15 protein-coding genes and 2 pseudogenes are annotated in these 19,473 nt (G+C 67.6%); 10 read left to right on the top strand and 7 right to left on the bottom strand.

The window, feature by feature from the left end; translation table 11 throughout:
- Positions 1–38 precede the first annotated feature (38 nt).
- Both U4012_RS26705 and U4012_RS26700 read left to right on the top strand, forming a co-directional pair.
- Positions 39–308, top strand: a complete 270-nt coding sequence (locus tag U4012_RS26705; RefSeq protein WP_044844433.1) for a MoaD/ThiS family protein — start codon at positions 39–41, stop codon at positions 306–308.
- A gap of 56 nt (positions 309–364) precedes the next feature.
- Positions 365–1,513 (top strand): exo-alpha-sialidase, encoded by a 1,149-nt coding sequence (locus U4012_RS26700; RefSeq protein ID WP_321802212.1) that lies wholly within the window; start codon positions 365–367, stop codon positions 1,511–1,513.
- Between the two features lie 50 nt (positions 1,514–1,563).
- Here the strand turns inward: U4012_RS26700 and U4012_RS26695 are convergent, their stop codons facing one another.
- A complete protein-coding gene (locus U4012_RS26695; protein WP_321802211.1) occupies positions 1,564–2,487 on the bottom strand; it encodes a LysR substrate-binding domain-containing protein in 924 nt (307 codons plus the stop codon).
- Between the two features lie 189 nt (positions 2,488–2,676).
- Between U4012_RS26695 and U4012_RS26690 the strand changes: the two genes are divergently transcribed.
- Positions 2,677–3,102 (top strand): PACE efflux transporter, encoded by a 426-nt coding sequence (locus U4012_RS26690; RefSeq protein ID WP_124485095.1) that lies wholly within the window; start codon positions 2,677–2,679, stop codon positions 3,100–3,102.
- Positions 3,103–3,240: 138 nt separating this feature from the next.
- On the opposite strand, the gene U4012_RS26685 is transcribed toward U4012_RS26690, so the two are convergent.
- From U4012_RS26685 to U4012_RS26670, 4 genes and pseudogenes are all read right to left on the bottom strand, one after another.
- The gene (locus U4012_RS26685) at positions 3,241–4,188 is read right to left on the bottom strand and encodes a choline ABC transporter substrate-binding protein (RefSeq protein ID WP_044844437.1); all 948 of its coding nucleotides are present in this window, start codon (positions 4,186–4,188) and stop codon (positions 3,241–3,243) included.
- A gap of 110 nt (positions 4,189–4,298) precedes the next feature.
- Positions 4,299–5,300, bottom strand: coding sequence for a GlxA family transcriptional regulator (locus tag U4012_RS26680; RefSeq protein ID WP_044844438.1), 1,002 nt, complete (start codon positions 5,298–5,300; stop codon positions 4,299–4,301).
- Positions 5,301–5,417: 117 nt separating this feature from the next.
- Positions 5,418–6,314 (bottom strand): choline ABC transporter permease subunit, encoded by an 897-nt coding sequence (gene choW / locus U4012_RS26675; RefSeq protein ID WP_044844439.1) that lies wholly within the window; start codon positions 6,312–6,314, stop codon positions 5,418–5,420.
- Positions 6,307–7,633: pseudogene (locus U4012_RS26670) on the bottom strand (quaternary amine ABC transporter ATP-binding protein); the annotation flags it as partial. The gene choW and the pseudogene U4012_RS26670, both read right to left, overlap by 8 nt.
- Positions 7,634–8,075: 442 nt before the next feature.
- On the opposite strand from U4012_RS26670, the gene U4012_RS26665 reads away from it, so the two are divergent.
- Together U4012_RS26665 and U4012_RS26660 are read left to right on the top strand one after the other, a co-directional pair.
- Positions 8,076–11,465, top strand: a complete 3,390-nt coding sequence (locus U4012_RS26665; protein WP_321802210.1) for a DUF2339 domain-containing protein — start codon at positions 8,076–8,078, stop codon at positions 11,463–11,465.
- On the top strand, positions 11,462–12,814 hold the full coding sequence (locus tag U4012_RS26660) for a DUF3999 domain-containing protein (RefSeq protein ID WP_321802209.1): 1,353 nt from the start codon (positions 11,462–11,464) through the stop codon (positions 12,812–12,814). Before U4012_RS26665 ends, U4012_RS26660 begins: the two co-directional genes overlap by 4 nt.
- 28 nt (positions 12,815–12,842) lie before the next feature.
- Here U4012_RS26660 and U4012_RS26655 read toward each other — a convergent pair whose 3' ends face one another.
- Entirely contained in the window at positions 12,843–13,679 is an 837-nt protein-coding gene (locus U4012_RS26655) for a GNAT family N-acetyltransferase (RefSeq protein WP_321802208.1), read from the bottom strand.
- Between the two features lie 322 nt (positions 13,680–14,001).
- On the opposite strand from U4012_RS26655, the gene U4012_RS26650 reads away from it, so the two are divergent.
- The 5 genes and pseudogenes from U4012_RS26650 to U4012_RS35995 form a co-directional block, all read left to right on the top strand.
- Positions 14,002–14,307, top strand: a complete 306-nt coding sequence (locus tag U4012_RS26650; protein ID WP_124485090.1) for an NIPSNAP family protein — start codon at positions 14,002–14,004, stop codon at positions 14,305–14,307.
- Between the two features lie 300 nt (positions 14,308–14,607).
- Positions 14,608–15,258, top strand: a complete 651-nt coding sequence (locus U4012_RS26645; RefSeq protein WP_044844444.1) for an NADPH-dependent FMN reductase — start codon at positions 14,608–14,610, stop codon at positions 15,256–15,258.
- A 224-nt stretch (positions 15,259–15,482) separates the two neighbouring features.
- On the top strand, positions 15,483–15,701 hold the full coding sequence (locus tag U4012_RS26640; protein WP_006749916.1) for a hypothetical protein: 219 nt from the start codon (positions 15,483–15,485) through the stop codon (positions 15,699–15,701).
- A 92-nt stretch (positions 15,702–15,793) separates the two neighbouring features.
- Positions 15,794–16,696, top strand: a complete 903-nt coding sequence (locus tag U4012_RS26635) for a ferritin-like domain-containing protein (protein WP_124485089.1) — start codon at positions 15,794–15,796, stop codon at positions 16,694–16,696.
- Positions 16,697–17,829: 1,133 nt separating this feature from the next.
- Positions 17,830–18,495, top strand: a pseudogene (locus tag U4012_RS35995) (ESPR-type extended signal peptide-containing protein); the annotation flags it as partial.
- Positions 18,496–18,602: 107 nt separating this feature from the next.
- Here U4012_RS35995 and U4012_RS35990 read toward each other — a convergent pair.
- On the bottom strand, positions 18,603–19,473 hold an 871-nt coding region (locus tag U4012_RS35990), incomplete at its 5' end, for a hypothetical protein (RefSeq protein WP_415750408.1).

Raw genomic sequence — 19,473 nt, 5'->3', positions numbered from 1 at the left:
CAGACCGTCCCCCCGCACGGCTCCTGCCAGCTACCGCCATGGCACACCTCTTCTTCGCGGCGTCGATCCAGCGCCATATCGACACGCCCGAGCGCGACATCGACGCACGGACGCTCGGCGAAGCGCTTGAAACCGTCTTCGGCGAACAGCCGCGGCTGCGCGGCTATATCGTCGACGACCAGGGCGCGCTGCGAAAGCACCTGTCGGTGTTCATCGACGGCCAGCCGGTACGCGACCGGCAACATCTGTCCGATCCGCTCGGCAACGGCAGCCGCGTGTACGTCGTGCAGGCGCTTTCCGGCGGATAAAGGGACGCATCGCCATCCAAACGAGCGCGCGGCCGCGCCCACAGGAGACATCCGACATGAACGATCGACTGCTCGTCGCGACCCGCAAGGGCCTGTTCGTGCTGCACGCCGACGGCAACGGCGGCTGGGCGCTCGGCGAGCCGCACTTCGTCGGCGAACCGGTCAGCATGGCACTGGCCGACCCGCGCGACGGCACGCTGTATGCGGCGCTCAATCTCGGCCATTTCGGGGTCAAGCTGCACCGCAGGCGTGCCGGTGCCACCGCATGGGAAGAATGTGCGGTCCCCGTCTATCCGCCGCAGCCCGCCGACGAACCGCGCGCCGACGTCAGCGCCCATGCCGGCACCGGCGACGCGCACGACGAAGCGCCCACCCCGCCCCGCCCGCCGTGGACGCTTCAGCAGATCTGGTCGCTCGAAACCGGCGGCGCGGACGAACCGGGCGCATTGTGGGCCGGCACGATACCGGGCGGCCTCTTCCGCTCCGACGACAGCGGCGATTCGTGGGCGCTCAACCGCCCGCTGTGGGATCGCCCGGAGCGCCCCGAGTGGTTCGGCGGCGGCTACGATGCGCCGGGCATCCATTCGGTGATGGTCGATCCGCGCGACAGCCGGCACGTGACGATCGGCATCTCGTGCGGCGGCGTCTGGCAGACCTTTGACGGCGGCGCGACCTGGCGGGTCAGCGCCGACGGCATGGAGGCCGACTACATGCCGCCCGAGCGGCGCGGCGAACCCAACGTGCAGGACCCGCATCGCGTCGTCCAGTGCGCGGCCAACCCCGATGTGCTGTGGACCCAGCATCACTGCGCGATCTTCCGCTCGACCGACGGTGCCGCGCACTGGCAGCGGATCGAAGCGCAGCCGTCGAGCTTCGGCTTCGCGGTCGCCGTGCATCCGGCCGATCCCGACACCGCGTGGTTCGTCCCCGCCGTGAAGGATGCGTGCCGGATTCCGGTGAACGGCCGCTTCGTCGTCACGCGCACGCGCGACGGCGGCCGCAGTTTCGAGAGCCTGTCGAACGGGTTGCCGCCTGCGCCGGCCTACGATCTCGTCTATCGGCACGGGCTCGCGGTGGACGACTCCGGCACGCGTCTCGCGATGGCGTCGACGACGGGCGGGTTATGGACCTCCGCGGACGGCGGCGAAAACTGGCGGCAGGTCTCCGCGCATCTGCCGCCGGTGTATTGCGTGCGCTTCGGATAACGAACGACTCACACGCAGCGCGCGCCGACGGCAAGCGCCCGCCCGTTGCGTTACGTCGGCGGCGCGATCCGCGCGACCGCGTCGCGCGTCTGCACGATTTCCGCTTCGAGCCAGTCGAGAAACCGCCGGACCCGCGGCTCGCGCTCTCGCCCGGGCCGGCACAGCGCGACGAAACGCGCGCCGGCGAGCCGCACCGATGCATCGATCGGCGTCAGCGCGTCGCGTTCGACGTGCTCGGCGGCCAGCACCGAACTGAGCAGCCCGACACCCTGGCCATGCAGCACGGCCTGCAGCGCGTAATGCTCGTCGTCGTAATGGCGGAACACCGCGCGCTCGAGCCATGCGTCGCGGCCGGCCGCACGGCACCACGATGCCCAGTCGACCGACACGGGAAGCGGCGTATCCCAGGTGGTCTCGATCAGCTCGATACGCTCGTTCGCGCGCCCGACGTCGAGGCCGCGCGCCGCATACGCGCCGAAATACTCGTCGATCAGCGCGATCTCGTGCAGCGCTGGAAACGTGCGCGACGTCGCGCGGATCGCGAGATCGACCCGCGCGTCGCGTTCGAGATCGACGAGCGCGTTGCCGGTTTCCACCTTGATGTGCAACTGCGGATCGACGCGCCGGAACCGGCCGAGCCGCGGAATCAGCCACATCGCGGCGAACGCGGGCGTGGTGGTCAGCACCAGCGTGCGCGCATCGGCCGTCGCGGGCCGCAGCACATCGAGCCCGCGGCTCATGCCGAGCAGCGCGTCGTGACACGCACGAAACAGTTGCTCGCCCTCTTCCGTCAACCGCACGCCGCTCGCGCCGCGCTCGAACAGCAGCACGCCGAGCCGGCTTTCGAGCGACTTGATCTGATGCGACACGGCCGCCGGCGTCACGGACAGTTCGTCGGCGGCCGCCTTGAACGTGCCGAGCCGCGCGCACGACTCGAATACACGCAATGCGGTCAGGGGAATTTTCGAGAACACGACGCCTCGCGGGCCGGATCCGGCCGGGTTGAATTCGATTCAATCCGCGTGAGATTAGGTGAATTGAGGCACGCGCGCAACGCGGGTAGCCTTCCGGGACGTCGCGGCACGGCGGCCGCTGCACGCAGCAGCGGCCAACCCACCGCCCAACCATCGACGAACCGACGACCGTCGAACCGGAGAACCAACGTGCAAGGCCTACCGCGCAGGATCACGCAGGCGGTGCTCTACGAAGCGATCGCCATTTCCTGCATCTCGCCCGCGATCGCGGCGCTCTTCAAGCAGGGTCTGGTGTATTCGGGCGCGCTGTCCGCGACGATGTCGGCGATCGCGCTGCTGTGGAACATGATCTTCAACGCGCTGTTCGAGCGCTGGGAAGCGTCGCGCCGGCAACCCGCGCGCACGCTCGCGCGACGGATCCTGCATGCGACCGGTTTCGAGGGCGGGCTCATCTTCATCCTCGTGCCGGTCGTATCGTGGTGGCTCGACATCTCGTGGTTCGACGCGTTCGTCGTCGACATCGGGCTGTTCGCGTTCTTCTTCTGCTACGCGTTCGTGTTCCAGTGGGCGTTCGATCGCGTGTTCGACGTGCCGGCGGCGACGAAGGAATCGTGACGGGGTGTTCGCGGGCCGGCTTCGCGCCGATCGACGCGCAACCCCAAAAGCAACGCGGCCCGCCCGCACGATACGGGAGGGCCGCGTTTCATCACGCCGGCGCGCCGCCTTCGGCGAGCCCGCCGATCACGTCGACGCTCAATGCACGCCGAGATACGCCTTCACCGCCGGCAGGCCCGGCTTGCCGTCGAGCGTCGTCACGCCGGCCAGCCACTTGTCGAGCGCCTGCGGATTCGCCTTCAGCCACTCGGCGGCGGCCTTGTTCGGGTCTTCCTTGTTCATGATCGGCAACATCACGTGGTTCTCGATCGACGTCGTGAACTGCAGGTTCGACACGAACTTCGCGACGTTCGGGCAACGCTGCGCGTAGTCCGGCGGCGTGGCCGTCAGCACCTTCGCCTCGCCGTAGTTCGGGCCGAACACGTCGTCGCCGCCGCTCAGGTAGTCGATCTTCATCTGCACGTTCATCGGATGCGGTTCCCAGCCGAGGAACACGATCCACTGCTTGTCGCGGATCGCGCGGTTCACCTCGACCAGCATCCCGGCCTCGCTCGACTCGACCATCTTGAACTTGCCGAGGCCGAACTGGTTGCCGTCGATCATCTTCTTGATCAGCAGGTTGCCGTCGTTGCCCGGTTCGATCCCGTAGATCTTGCCATTGAGCTTGTCGGCGTACTTCTGGATGTCGGCGAACGACTTCAGGCCGCCCTGGTACACGTAGTCGGGCACCGCGAGCGTATATTTCGCGCCGGTCAGGTTGGGCGTGGCGAGCACCTTGATCGTGCCGGCCTTCGTGAACGGCTGGATGATCGGGTCCATCGTCGGCGACCAGTAGCCGAGGAACACGTCGATCTGCTTGCTCTTGATGCCCGCAAACGTGATCGGCACCGACGCGATCGTCTTGGTCGGCGCGTAGCCGAGCCCCTGCAGCATCGTCGCAGCAAGGCCGGTGGTGGCCGCGATGTCGGTCCAGCCGACGTCCGCGAAGCGCACGTTCTTGCACACGGGCGCGTCAGCCGCATAAACCGCCGACATCGGCGCGGCCATCCCGATCCCGCATACCGCTGCGATCAATTGGCGCTTCATCTGTCTTCTCCTCAAAGTGACGTCGTTTTTCATGGGGGCGGGATCGATGGTTGAAGCCGCGCGCCGCGATCCCGGCGGCGTCGCGGACCGAATGGTTCGCGCGGGTGGCGTCAGCGCCCCGGCAACCGTCGCTCGTAGCTCGGCGCGTGACCGAACTGCGCGCGATACGCCTTGCTGAAGTGACACGGCGAATGGAATCCGCACGTCGTCGTCACGCGCGCGATCGACGCATCCGTCGTGCGCAGCAGGTCGCGCGCGCGTTTCAGCCGCAGCGTCAGGTAATAGTGAGTGGGCGACACGTTCAGGTACACCTTGAACATCCGCTGCAGGTGACGCTGCGACAGCCGCACGAGCCGCGCGAGTTCCTCGAGCGACAGCGGCTCCTCGATGTTCGCTTCCATCAGCCGCACGACCTCGATCAGTTCCGCGCGCGAGAAGCCGACGCGCGCATCGACGGGGATCGGCTGCGTATCGGTCGAGCTGCGGATGCGTTCGAGGATGAACTGCTCGGACACCTGCGCGGCGAGCTGCTGGCCGAAACGCATGCCGACGAGATTCAGCATCAGGTCGAGCGGCGCGGTGCCGCCGGTGCAGGTGAGCCGGTCGCGATCGACGACGAACAGCTCGTCGGCGAACCCCACCTGCGGAAACTCCGCATGCAGCGCGGACAGGTTCTCCCAGTGCACGGTGCAGCGATAGCCGTCGAGCAGGCCACCCGACATCAGCGCATACGCGCCGGTGCAGATGCCGCCCAGCGGCAGCCCGCGTTCGGCGAGCGCCGCGAGCGTGTCGCGCGCGCCGTCGTCGACCACCTCGCGGATGTGAATCCCGCCGCACACGATCATCACGTCGGGCAGGTTCGTGTAGTCGAGCGCCTGGGTCGGCCGCACCGCGATGCCGTTGCTGGCCCGCACGGGGGCGCCGTCGAGCGAATAGATCGACCACTGGTAGTGATCGGCACGCCCGACGTAGTTCGCCATCCGAAGCACTTCGACCGCGCTCGAGAACGCGATCATCGAGAAGTGCGGCAGCGTCAGGAAGCCGAAATGGGCAAGAGACGAAACCGGTGAAACGCGAGCGGCAGGCACGGCGGCAGCGGCGGCGGACGTCACATCGAGCTCCTGGCGAACGGTTGAGCAGGTTGCACGCAGCCAGCCCCGTGGCAAACGCCACGGAAGCCGGTATCGAATCGGAAGAGGCGGCCGGAAGTCGAACCGGCCGCCGGTTGCTTACGCTTGCGCGGGCGCGGCCTTCGCGCGGAACAGCTGCTTCAGGCCCGAGAACAGCGGTGCTTTCGCGGTGCCCGGCGCGCGGCCGAAGCTCTCGGTGATGCGGTCGAGAATGATCGCGAGCAGCACGACCGACAGACCGCTTTCGAAGCCGAGGCCGATGTCGAGGCGCTGGATACTTGCGAGCACGTCGTTGCCGAGGCCGCCCGCGCCGACCATCGATGCGATGATCACCATCGACAGCGCCATCATGATGGTCTGGTTCACGCCCTGCATGATCGACGGCAGCGCGTTCGGGAACTGCACCTTGTACAGCAGCTGCCACGGCGTGCAGCCGAATGCCTGGCCGGCTTCGACGATCTCGCGGTTCACGTGACGGATGCCGAGGCTCGTCAGGCGCACGGCCGGCGGCATCGCGAAGATCACCGTCGACAGGATCCCCGGCACGCGGCCGAGACCGAACAGCATCGCGGCCGGAATCAGGTAGACGAACGCGGGCATCGTCTGCATCAGGTCGAGGATCGGACGCACGATCGCGGCGACCCACTTGCTCTTCGCGGCCCAGATGCCGAGCGGAATGCCGAGCACGAGGCTGATGATCGTCGACGACAGCGTGAGGCCGAGCGTGATGACCGTCTGGTCCCAGAAGCCCGTCGCGAAGATCAGCAGCAGCGACGCGGTGGTGAACAGCGCGAAGCGCCAGCCCACGCGCCACAAGCCGACGCCGATGAAGATCGCCATCATCAGCCACATCGGGATCGCCTGCAGGCTGTGCTCGACGAAGGCGGCGAGCCCCTCGATCGCGCGGCCGATCGCATCGAACGTCGCCGCGTCATGATCGAGCAGGTAGTGAACGGACTGGTCGACCCAGGTACCGAGCGGAATCATTTCAGACATGGGAGCCTCGCGAACGCGTGATGGCCTTCAGGATAAGAGCGCGGTCGACCGAGCCGCAGTAGCAGCCGTCGTCGTCGACGACGGGCAGTGCATTCGGGCTCGCGACGACGCGCGCGACGACATGTTCGAGCGACGCATCGCGCCGGATGCTTTCGATCGGCCGCACCGACGGCGTGTCCTGACCGATCGCCTCGCGCGTGACGAAGCCGCGGATCTTGCGTGCGGCGTCGAGCACGAACGCATATTCGGCACTGCCGTTCAGCGTCGCCGCGACGTTCGCGGCATCGCACTTCGACATGGTCGGCACGGCGCCCGTCTGCATCAGGTCGCCCGCCGTCAGATAGCGGCTCGTGTCGATGCCGTCGAAGAACGCGCGCACGTAGTCGTCGGCCGGGTTCGCGATGATGTCCTGCGGCGTGCCGACCTGCACGAGCCGGCCGCCTTCCATGATCGCGATGCGGTTGCCGATGCGCAGCGCCTCTTCCAGATCGTGCGACACGAACATGATCGTGCGGCGCTGTTCCTTCTGCAGTTGCAGCAGCACGTCCTGCATTTCGCGGCGCTTGAGCGGATCGAGCGCGGAGAACGCCTCGTCCATGATCATCAGCGACGGGTTCACGGCCAGCGCGCGGGCCAGCCCGACGCGCTGCTGCATGCCGCCCGACAGCTCGGACGGCAGCTTGTGCGCGAACGGTGCGAGGCCGACCTGCTCGAGCACTTCCATTGCACGGCGTTCGCGTTCCTTCTTGCCGACGCCCGCGACCTCGAGGCCGAATGCGGCATTCGACACCACGGTGCGATGCGGCATCAGCGCGAACGACTGGAACACCATGCTCATGTCCTTGCGGCGCAGCGCGGTCAGCGCCGAGCGGCGTGCCGACGCGACGTCGAGCCCGTCGATCAGCACCTTGCCGGCGCTCGGATCGACCAGCCGGTTCACGAGGCGGATCAGCGTGGATTTGCCGGAGCCGGACAGGCCCATCAGCACGAATATTTCGCCTTCCTGCACGTCGAACGAAACGTTGTGCACACCGACGACCTGACCGGTACGCTTGAGCACATCGTCTTTCGTTGCGCCGGCGGCGAGCATGTCGAGCGCCTGCTGCGGGTTGCTTCCAAATACCTTGCACAGACCTTCGACTACGACCTTGGGGGCATCCATCGAAACCTTCTCCTCGTGTAGCGGGGACTCACGCGTGTGACTCAACGTGCCTACATAGTTGCCAGAAAAAACCCCGACCTGCCGACGAATTACGACAAACGCTTGCGCAAATACGACACACCCCGCAGGCCCGCCCGGCGGGGCGCGGCGCTCGGCGGCCCCCGATTGCGGCGACGCAATACGCGCACAGCCAGCACCGGCGGGCATCACGGGCGTGACTTGTGCGCAGCAGCGCGACGCGCGAGCGGCGGCGTTTTGCGACAACCCGCAAAAACCGCGCGTCGCTTTGCGACAATTCCACGTCCGATCGGACCGTCTCGCCTGCCCGGCGCCGGCAAAAAGAATGGTCGTACGAAAACAGGCGCCGCGAACGCGCGACAGCCATGCTTCGCGACCCGCCCGCAACCCAGAAAATCCCCCATGGCCATTGTGATACATTCCGGCAAACACGCCGATCGCGACGTCGCCGCGCGCCTTGCGCATGGCGCTGCGCCGGCAGTCCGCGCATGCCGGTTCGCCTGCCGGCCATGCGGAAACAGCCTCGATCGGGCCACGCGACGATCGAAGGACGATAACGAAATGAGAGAGGGAGCAAGGCGATGAATTGGGCTTTTGCCGCAATCGGTTTCATCGTGGGCGGTATCGCCGCATTGTTCGGGGATTTCTCCGCCGCCAACGGCACGCTGCTCGGTGCGGCGGCCGGGTTCTGCATCGGCTACGCGCTGCAGCAACGCAAGCGCACGCACGGCGGTACGACCCCCGACGCGTTCGCGATTTCCGCGACGCCGCAACCCGCTCCCGTGCCGCTCGCCGATCGCGTCGCGCGCCTCGAAGCGACGGTCGACGCGCTCACGCGCGAGCTCGACGTGCTGCGCGGCCAGCTCGCCGGCGCGAAGGCCGGTGCCGCGACGACCGGCAGCGCCGCGCAGGTGCCGTCGACGCCTCCCTCCGCCATCACGCCTGCGCCCGCCGCGATCCCGCCTCGACCATCCGTGCAGCCTGCGGTCGCGAGCGCCGGCGTGCCGTCGTCGACGTCCGCGCCCGCTCCCGCGCCGGCAGTCGCCATGCGGACGAGCGCCGCACCGGCCGCCGCCGGCGCACCGACGAGTGCGCCCGCAACGACCACGCCGCCCGCCCCGCCCGAACCCCGCGAACCCGGTATCGCCGAACGCGCGTTGCGCGCCGCGCGCGACTGGCTGCTCGGCGGCAACACGGTCGTGCGCGTCGGCATCATCGTGCTGTTCTTCGGCGTCGCGTTCCTGCTCAAGTACGCGGCCGACAACGACATGCTGCCGATCGAATTCCGCCTGGCCGGCACGGCGCTCGCCGCGGCCGCGCTGCTCGCGATCGGCTGGCGCGTGCGCGCGCGCCGCGCGGCGTACGGCCTCGTGCTGCAGGGCGGCGGCATCGGCATCCTGTACCTGACGATCTTCGCCGCGACCAAGCTCTACACGCTGCTGCCGGTCGGCGCGGCGTTCCCGCTGATGGTCGCGGTGTGCGCGCTGAGCGCGTTCCTCGCGGTGAAGCAGAACGCGCTGCCGCTCGCGTTCATGGGCAGCGCGGGCGGCTTTCTCGCGCCGGTGCTGCTGTCGACCGGCCACGGTAGCCATGTCGCGCTGTTCAGCTACTACGCACTGCTGAACGCAGGCATCTTCGCGATCGCGTGGTTCAAGGCCTGGCGTCCGCTGAACCTGCTCGGCTTCGTGTTCACGTTCACGATCGGCTCGGCGTGGGGCGTGACGGCGTACCGCCCCGCGCTGTTCGCGACCACCGAGCCGTTCCTGATCCTGTTCTTCCTGATGTATGTCGGCATCGCGCTGCTGTACGCGGTGAAACGCGAGCTGGCGCTGCGCCACTATGTCGACGGCACGCTCGTGTTCGGCACGCCGATCGTCGCGACCGCGCTGCAGGCGTCGCTCGTGAAGGACATGCCGTTCGGGCTAGCATGGAGCGCGGTCGCGCTGTCGGCGTTCTACGTCGCGATCGCCGCCTGGCTCGCGCGGCGCCGCGATCGTCTCGCGCTGCTGTTCGAAGCGATGCTCGCGCTCGCGGTGATCTTCGCGACGCTCGCGGTGCCGCTCGCGTTCTCGGGCCCGACGACCAGTGCCGCGTGGGCGATCGAAGGCGCGGCGATCGTGTGGGTCGGCGTGCGCGAGAAGCGCCTTGCGCCGTTCGGCTTCGGCCTGCTGATGCAGATCGCCGCGGCCGGCGCATTCTTCACGAGCCTGCTCGGCCCGGCCGACACGAACGCGCTGCCGGTGCTCAATAGCGCATACATCGCGATGCTGCTGATCGCGCTCGCCGGGCTGTTCACGGGCTGGTGGCTGCACGGACGCGACGAAGCGCGCGCGTGGCACGCGTGGATGCCGGACGTCGGCGCGGCCGCCGCGGCGTGGGGGCTGCTGTGGTGGGTGAGCGGCGGACTGCACGAGATCCTCGTCTACGCGGGCCGTCACGTCGACCTGCATGCGGACCGGTTCGTCGTCGACGCGACCGCGCTGTTCGCCGCCGGCACCGCGTGGCTCGCGCACGTCGCGCGGCGCAAGCTCGCGTGGCCGATCGCCGAATGGCCGGCGCTCGCGCTGACGCCGGTGCTCGCGCTGCTCGCGTTGCGCGCGTTCGATTCGCACGAGGCGCCGCTGTCGGGCATGGGCGCGTTCGCGTGGCCGATCGCCGTCATCGCATGCTATGCGCTGCTGCTGCGGCAGTCGCGCGGCACGGCGGTCGCCGGTCCGGCAGCGGGCGCGGCGGGCGCGACGGGCACGTCGGCCGTGGCGGCCATCCCCGCCCCCGTGATCGCGCCATTGCACACGCTGATGTTCTGGACGTTGTGCGGGCTGTTCTCGCTCGAGGGCTTCTGGCGCCTGCGTGCGTTCGTCCCCGAAGGCGCGTGGAGCTGGAGCGCGTGGGCCTACGGTTTCGGCGCGCTGCTTCTGCTGGTGTCGGGCCCCGGCTCGCGCCTGCGCTGGCCGGTCGCCGCGTTTCCGCGCGCGTATCAGGTATGGGGTGCCGCGCCGCTCGCCGCGCTGCTGTGGCTGTGGAGCATCGCCAGCGTGACGAGCGACGGCGATGCGTCGCCGCTGTTCTGGCTGCCGCTGCTCAATCCGCTCGACGTCGCGCAACTGCTGATCTTCGTCGCGTTCGCCACCTGGCTGCGCCGCCTGAAGACGCTCGGGGTCACGTGGCATCCGCTGGCGGCCGACCTCGCCGCGCTCGCGACCGTGTTCCTGTGGTTCAACGCGCTGCTGCTGCGCACGCTGCATCAGCGTTTCCACCTGGCCTACGACATCGACACCGTGCTGTCGTCGTTCGGCATCCAGCAGGTGTTCATGGTCGGCTGGAGCCTGTTCGCGTTCGCCGGCATGTGGCTGACGCGCCGCAACGGCATCGCGCGCGTGTGCGCGCTGGCGTCGCTGCCGCTGATCGTCGTGATGTGGGCCTGGACCTTCTACGCGAACTTCACGCAGGACGGCGGCAGCTGGGCGCGCATTCCTCTGCTCAATCCGCTCGACCTCGTGCTGGTGGTGGTCTATGCGCTCGCCGCGTCGTGGTTCGTGCGCGCACGCACGCTCGGCTGGCCGTTCGACAACTATCGCGTCGAACTGCTCGGCGCGGCCGGCGCAACGGCCTTCCTGTGGCTGAACGCGATCCTGCTGCGCACGCTGCATCACTGGACCGGCGTGCCGTACGCATTCGACGCGATGGCGGAATCGACGCTCGTGCAGGCGTCGGTCTCCGTGTACTGGACGCTCTGCGCGCTCGCGACGATGATCTGGGCCACACGCCGCGGCTTGCGTCCGCTGTGGTTCGTCGGCGCCGCCCTCCTCGCGCTCACGGTGATCAAGCTGTTCCTGTTCGACCTGTCGCACGTCACCGGCATCGAACGCATCGTGTCGTTCATCGGCATCGGCATCCTGCTGCTGTTGATCGGCTATTTCTCGCCGCTGCCGCCGAAGGCCGCGGCCCAACCGGGCGACACCCAACCATGAAACGACTCGCAGCCCTGCTCGGCCTGAGCCTGCTGACGTCGTTCGCGACGGCCGACGGCGCACCCGGCGCGGAACGCGTCGCCCGACGCTTCTCGCTCGATCTCGACGGCAGCGCCGCGTATTACCAGCTCACCGTGCCGCAGGCCGTCTATGCGGCCAGCCGGCGCGACGATCTCGGCGACGTGCGCGTGTTCAACGGCGCCGGCGAGCCCGTGCCGTATTCGCTCGATGCGCCTGCGGCGGCCGCCGTGCCGCCGGCGCGCACGCCGGTACACTGGTTCCCGCTGCCGCCCGTGCGCGCCGACGACGGTCGCGCGCCGCTCGGCGTGTCGGTCGCGCCGGACGGCTCGCTGCGCGCGGCCGTCACCGCACCGGCTCGCGCGAAGCATGCGGCCGATCTCGTCGACCTGTCGCATGCGGACGGCGAGGTCGACGTGCTGCTCGTGCATGTGAGCGACGACAGCTACCAGGGCCGTGTCGCCGTCGAAGCGAGCGACGACCTGCGCAGCTGGCGCTCGCTCGGCAGCACGCAACTGCTGAAGGTCGGCCGCGGCGGCGACCTGCTGGTGCAGGAACGCATCGCGCTCGAGGGCGTGGGACCGCGCTACCTGCGGCTCGACTGGCTCGACGGCGCGCCCGCGATCGGATCGATCGAGATCGAAACGCAACCGCACGATGCGCGCACGACGGACTCCGCTGCCGTGCCGCGTCAATGGCGCGAAGCGGTACACGTGCGGGCCGGCAGCGCGCCCGGCGAGTATCTGTTCGATACCGACGGCGCCTATCCGGTCGACCGCGTGCGCATCGACCTGCCGCAACCGAATACGGTTGCGCGCGCAACGCTGCAGAGTCGCCCCGACGCGCAGGCGCCGTGGCGCGAGGTCGCCGGCGCCGTGCTGTTCCGGCTGCAGGGCAAGGGCGGCGAGCAGCGCAACCCGCCGCTGGCGTTTGCGTCGAATCCCGATCGCGCGTGGCGAATCGTCGTCGACATGCGCAACGGCGGGCTCGGCGGCGGCCAGCCGGCCGTCGCGGTCGGCTGGCATCCGGCCGCCCTGACCTTCGTCGCGCGCGGCACGCCGCCGTTCACGCTCGGTGTCGGCAATGCGTCGCTGCCGTCGTCGGCCGTGAGCCGCGATGCGCTGCTGGTCGGAATGGCGCCGGAGGTGCGGCCCGCGCGCGTCGGTGCGGCGCTGCCGGCGTCGGCGGTCCCGCCCGGGCCCGCAGCCGATACGGATGCGGCCCGCCGTTACGTGCTGTGGGGTGCGCTGGTCGTCGCGGTCGGCGTGCTCGGCACGATCGCATGGCGCCTCGCACGCGGCGGCGGCGACACGCCTGCTCGCGACGAGTAGGACCACGCCGGCACGCCGGTACACCGAATCAGGCCGGTGCCGCGCGCACCGTTTGCACCGTTTGCACCGTTTGCACCGTTTGCACCGTTCGCACCGCGACGCGGCCGTGCGGACGCGGACGCCACGGCGACGAGCGGCAGCTGGCCGCGCCGGCCGCCCCCATCGCCGGCGAGCGCGTACCGCGACGCGCACGCCAGTCGGCCCGGATCGCCGCGATCGCGCGAAGCGCCCATGATTGCGCCATCACGACAGGCCGCACGCCCCGCCGCGATGCCGGCGACATGCGACGCGCGACGCATGCGACGGGACGCCTGCACAGGATCGCGCTGTCATAGCGCTTGCCGGCGAAGCGCACGATATCGACGACGTCGAAGCCCTGGGCCCGGTAGAACGCCAGCAGATGCGACGCGGGATGCGGCGTATCGAGCGCGAGCAGCGAATAACCGCGCAACGCGGCCCACTGCCCGGCAAACGCGAGCAACGTCGCACCGATCCCGCCGCCTTGCCAGCCGGGATCGACGGCCACCTGGCGCACGCTCGCGACGCCGTCGCGACGGTACAGCGAACACGGCGACGCCGGATCGGTGGCGTAGAGCGTCATCGTGCCGACGACGCGAGAGCCGGACACCGCGACATGACATTCGCCCGCTTCCGCGCGGCGACGCGTGACCTCCTCGGCCTGGTCGACACACGTACAGTTGAGCCCCATCGCGCCGAGTCGCGCGAACGCACGGTGCAGCAGCGCGGTGAGCTGCGTGTAGCTGTCGACTGCCGGATCGAAGCGCCGCACGACGACCCGGTCGGCGCGCACGGCAGGCGGCGCGGCGGGTGAACGTTCGGCGATCGTGTTCCGGGATATCGACATGGCAGCGCTCCGTGGTCAGGATGACCGAAGTCTAGGAGCGCGCCGCGAGGCGTCGCAAGAAAAAATGTCGTAAAAAAGACGAGAATTCGAAGCGAGGCGATGGCGCGACGGTGTGCATATTCATGCGTTCGGCGCCTTCGGACCCGTGGTCGAACACACCGATCGTTGTGCCTGCAAGCAATGCGTGAGACGCACTTCGTCGCCGACACCATGCCGCGCGATTCCGGACTCGCGATGCCCCGCGCGAGCGCCCCGCATCGTCGTTGACACACCCGGCGACGCGCTCCAGACTCGCTGATCCTCCACCTCACCGCGAGCGCCCATGGTCACCTGCTTCCTTCGCTACGTCATCGATCCGTACAAACTCGAGCAGTTCGAAACCTACGGCAAGATGTGGATTCCGCTCGTCGAGCAATTCGGCGGCACGCACCACGGCTACTTCCTGCCTTCCGAGGGCGCCAGCAACATCGCGCTCGCGATGTTCTCGTTCCCGAGTCTCGCCGAGTACGAGCGCTATCGCGAACGCTCGAAGGCCGATCCCGCGTGCCAGGCCGCGTTCCGGTATGCAGAGGAAACGCGCTGCATCGTCAGCTACGAGCGCAGCTTCTTCCGGCCGGTGTTCGAGTAACCCCGCGCATCGCGCCCCCTTTCCGGCGCCGGACGAAAAAAAGCCCCGCCTGCATCCGCGCGGCGGGGCCAACCCATGTCAGTAGAGACATCATGGAGGAGACGGGCCCATCTTATCGAGCGCGGCTCGCCGTCCCAACCAAGCATTTCTGCTATCCATCTGCGTCGCCGCGCGCACGCGCGCCCCGCGTGCCTGGCATATCGATAGAACGAAAAGTCGTTTTCAGAGTGGCGGCGGGGTCGTTACCATCTGGTTTTAAGCCTGTGCTTAGCCGGGCAAGCCATCCCCAAGGAGCGCCCTTTGACTGCATTCGATCAACACCGCCGCCCGTTCGTGGTCGGCATCGGCGGCACCACCCGGGCCGCGTCGTCGACCGAGCGCGCACTGTCGTTCGCGCTGCGCGGCGCGCAAGCCGCCGGCGCACGCACGCGCCTGTTCGACGGCCCGTTCCTGCATACGCTGCCGCACTACGCCCCCGAACACAAGACGCTGACCGACGCGCAGCGAGAACTGATCGACACCGTGCGCGAAGCCGACGCGATCATCATCGCGACGCCCGGCTATCACGGCGGCGTGTCCGGCCTCGTGAAGAACGCGCTCGACACGCTCGAGGAACTGCGCGCCGACGAGCGCCCGTACCTCGACGGCCGCGCGGTCGGCCTGATCGTCACGGCCTACGGCTGGCAAGCCGCCGGCACCGTGCTGACGTCGCTGCGGTCGATCGTCCACGCGCTGCGCGGCTGGCCGACCCCGTTCGGCGCCACCGTAAACACGCTCGAAACGCGCTTCGAAAGCGCCGACAGCTGCTCGGATCCGAAGGTCGTCGCACAGCTCGAGACCGTCGGCTCGCAGGCAGCCGAATTCGCGCTCGCGTTCGCATCGCATCGCGCGGCCACGCATGCCGCATCGGTCGACGCGCTCGCGCCCGTGCTGAAGATCGCCAACCAGTAATCCCCGCCACCCCGCAGCCCGCGCCCGGCCGACGACGTTCGCCGCGCGCGGGCTGCGCGCATCCGGCCGTCCGGCGCGCATCGCAGCGCTGCCGCCTGCTTCATGCCGGCGCCCCACCCCGATAACGATCCGGCCCGCCACGTGATTTGCATTGGCCGAAAGATTGGTTCACGCGGGCCGCGGGTTTTCGTACGCTGAAAGCCCGAACCTTCCATGCGCACGCCATGAACCGCACGATCCGTTACAAGGGCTACGAAGTCGCCCCCGCCGCCGCCCGGCTGCCGAACGGGCTGTTCGCCGCGAACCTGACGATCGAGAAGGCAAGCGGCGGCCCGTCGCCGCGCGCCGTATCGTTCGACGCAATCGATTTCTTCTTCGAAGAGGAACACGCGCTCGCGTATGCGTCCCGCTGGGGACGCCTCTGGGTCGATACACAGGCCTGAGCGCGGCACCCGGCAGCGCAGGGCTGCTCGAAAATGCGCGATTACGGAAGCTATGCAAGAATCTTTCGTCTCGTAATCGCATAACAACAGCCATGTCCGACACGCTGCAGGAAGACCATGCAGCGGCAGATCACGCCATGCGCAACTGGACTTTCGAACGTCAAGGTCCGGTCAGGATCGGTTCCGATGCGCACAGGCAAATGTTCTGCCGCATGCTGCTCGATACGCACAACCCGTACAAACCGGCCGTCATCGACTGGCCGCCGCTCAAGCCCGACGAACTCAAGCGGCTCACGTCGCTGCCGATCTGGGACATCGCCGTGCAGACCGAAGGCCGCGCGTCGATCCGCGTCGCCACCTTCGCCGCAACCGTCGGCGATCCGCTGCTGCGCCGGGCGCTCGAGATGGACGGCGCCGAGGAGGCTCGGCACAAGGTCGTGCTGTCGAAGCTGGTCCAGGCATACGGCATCAAGCTCGCCCCCGAACCGGCCTATCCGGCACCGAAGGACCCCGAGTGGTCGTGGATGGTGACCGGCTTCAGCGAATGCATCGACAGCTTCTTCGCGTTCGGCCTGTTCCGCTCCGCGCAGCGCTCCGGCTATTTCCCGCCCGAACTCGTCGACACCTTCGAGCCCGTGATCCAGGAGGAAGGCCGGCACATCCTGTTCTTCGTGAACTGGTATGCGTGGTACTGGCGGAGTTTGCCGTGGTGGCGCCGGCCGTGGTTCTTCGCGCGGGTGGCGGCCGTGTGGGCATTCCTGATCCGGGAACGTATCGGCATCGCGCGCGGGATCGATGCGGACGGCGTCGCGCACGACGCGAACTTTCCGGCGACGAGCACCGCCGACATCGGCGATGCGCTGAATCCGCGCGAACTGATCGAACTGTGCGTCAGCGAGAACGACCGGCGCATGGCCGGGTACGACAAACGGCTGCTGCGCCCGATGTTCGTGCCGCGCATGGCGCGCCTCGCGCTGCGATTCATGCGGAAATAAGGCTGCGGCGGCGGGTTGCCGGCGGTGCAGGCCGGCCGCCGGCGCATTGTCCGGGACGATGTACTGCGCCGCCCGGACCGGGTGGCAGAACCGGGGCGCGTTGCCGCGGCTGCCATCCTCATCGCGGTTCCCCCTTCCGGACGAGAACGAACCACACCCCGGCTCGCATCCGGCGATTTGGGCGCGGCATCACGCCAGCCAACGGACACCCATCAGCCTGACGGTGCTCATCCGACGCGCTTGCGTATCGTCTTTCTCTCCCGCGGAATGCCCCCTTGCCAGCACGGTCGAGTCACCGTGAAGCAGATCCGGGTTTCCTGCTCGCGGCTCCCCGTTGCTCCCCTTCGTTCGCGTCTTCAGCCGTCATCGTGGACGCCCCGCCACATCATCGCAACGACTCCGGTTGCAAAACTGGCCGGCGCGGGCGATCTGGCACCTCGTCTCCCCTGCCCCAACCCGTCATATGAAGTACGTCAATTGAACAGATTCCGAACTGGAATCCCAATCGCCGTACCAATGCACCTGTAGCACTTTTTTACAACTTTGTGAAACCGGCGCCGGGGAAGGCCCGCCCCACGGGCGCGCGCGGCCGATGAGATGCGCAAACCAGCATAATCAGACAATCCGTGGCTCATGTTTTTTTGATTTACCAGCAAACCAATAAATACAATTAAAAATTCACATCAAATCTCGTATTAATAAATTAACAAGAGCCTAGAATGCATACGATCCAGCGTCCCGTCTGACATTACAACTCAGAAAAGCAAACGTTTGCCGCAAACGTTTGTCGTTTCATTTGTCTTACTTTTTTGGTTAACCAATGTGCGGCACCACACACAAAACCACGTCACTACCTTGATTTTTATGGCTTTTTTCATCCATCACCGCATCCGAACGCGACCTTCACTCCACCTTCCAGTCATTTTCAACTTTCTTACACACCAACATCTCAAAACACGATCTATTAACCATCTTTTAACTTCCAAAACCTTCGATTTATCACTGTTTGTCAATCTCAAAATATCGCCTCAAATAAACTCCGCCCATCAATTTTAAGATTCGCGCGAGCGCACGGCAGATTCCTCTAACGAAAGAGACCGGTGTGTGGCGTGCTTATTTGGAGGTAGTAGGACATGAACCGCACGTACCGCTCGATCTGGAACGAAGCTCTTGGCGCCTGGGTCGCGGCATCCGAACACGATTCGGCACGGGGCAAGCCGAACAAGTCGGCCGTCGTGAAGGCCGTGGCAACCGTTGCGCTCGTCGCGGGGGCGACCGTCGGCAACGTCGCGCACGCACAGTACTCCGCAGGCGGCGCAGGCGGCTCGGTCATAGCCTCGGGCGCCCAGGCGATCGCCATCGGCGGCAACTCGGGCAGTACGACCACGGCCAGCGGCGCAACGTCGATCGCGATCGGCGCGAACGCGACCGCATCGGGCAGCTATTCACAGGCGTTCGGCCAGCGTTCCGTAGCCACCGGGTCAAGCGCGATCGGCATCGGCTCCGGCTCGACCGCGCTCAATACCGGCGCCACTGCGGTCGGCAACGACGCGACGGCATCGGGCACCAGCTCAATCGCGCTCGGCGGCGGCAACAGCTCGGGCACGGGCGGCGCCATCGCTGCGGGCACCAACGCAATCGCGATCGGCCGGTTCTCGAACGTCAACGCCGCGACGACGTCGGGCATTGCGATCGGCGCGAATGCGACCGTCACGTCGACTGGTACCAATGGCACCGCGCTCGGTTCGGGCGCCACCGCTGCCGGCTCCGGCGCATCCGCCATCGGCAATGGCGCAACGGCAACGGGCGCCAATGCGATCGCGCTCGGCGGCACGGCCAACTACGCATCCAGCGTCGCGATCGGTGCCGGCAGCGTGACCGGCGCGGCAGCGCCGACGGGAACGGGTTATCTGACGGGCAGCGCCGCGCCGACATCGGAAGTGTCGGTCGGCAGCGCGACGGCCCTGCGTCGCATCACGAACGTCGCCGACGGCTCGGCACCGCAGGACGCGGTCACGGTGGCCCAGCTCAGCACCGGAATGAGCACGACGACGAGCGCGATCAGCAGCCTGTCGACGTCGGCGTCGACGGGACTCTCGTCGGCTAACAGCTCGATCAGCTCGCTGTCCACCTCGACTTCGACGGGCATCAACTCGCTGTCCACCGGCCTGAGCTCGACCAACAGCTCGGTCGCGTCGCTGTCGACCTCCACGTCGACCGGACTCTCGTCGGCTAACAGCTCAATCGGCTCGCTTTCCACTTCGACCTCGACGGGCATCAATTCGCTGTCCACGGGCCTGAGCTCGACCAACAGCTCGGTTACGTCGCTGTCGTCGTCCACGTCGACCGGTCTGTCGTCGGCTAACAGTTCGATCGGCTCGTTGTCCACCTCGACCTCGACGGGGATCAACTCGCTGTCCACGGGCCTGAGCTCAACCAACAGCTCGGTCGCGTCGCTGTCGACTTCCACGTCGACCGGTCTGTCGTCGGCTAACAGCTCGATCAGCTCGCTGTCCACCTCGACCTCGACGGGCATCAACTCGCTGTCGACGGGTCTCAGCTCGACCAATAGCTCGGTTACGTCGCTTTCGTCGTCCACGTCGACCGGCCTGTCGTCGGCTAACAGCTCGATCAGCTCGCTGTCCACCTCGACTTCGACCGGCATCAACTCGCTGTCCACGGGCCTGAGCTCGACCAATAGCTCGGTTACGTCGCTTTCGTCGTCCACGTCGACCGGCCTGTCGTCGGCTAACAGCTCGATCAGTTCGCTGTCCACC

Origin of the sequence: Burkholderia sp. BCC1988, assembly GCF_905339895.1 — a bacterium.
GTDB lineage: Bacteria > Pseudomonadota > Gammaproteobacteria > Burkholderiales > Burkholderiaceae > Burkholderia.
The sequence above is the reverse complement of the archived record's forward strand: the minus strand, read 5'-3'. Positions and strand labels throughout refer to the sequence as shown.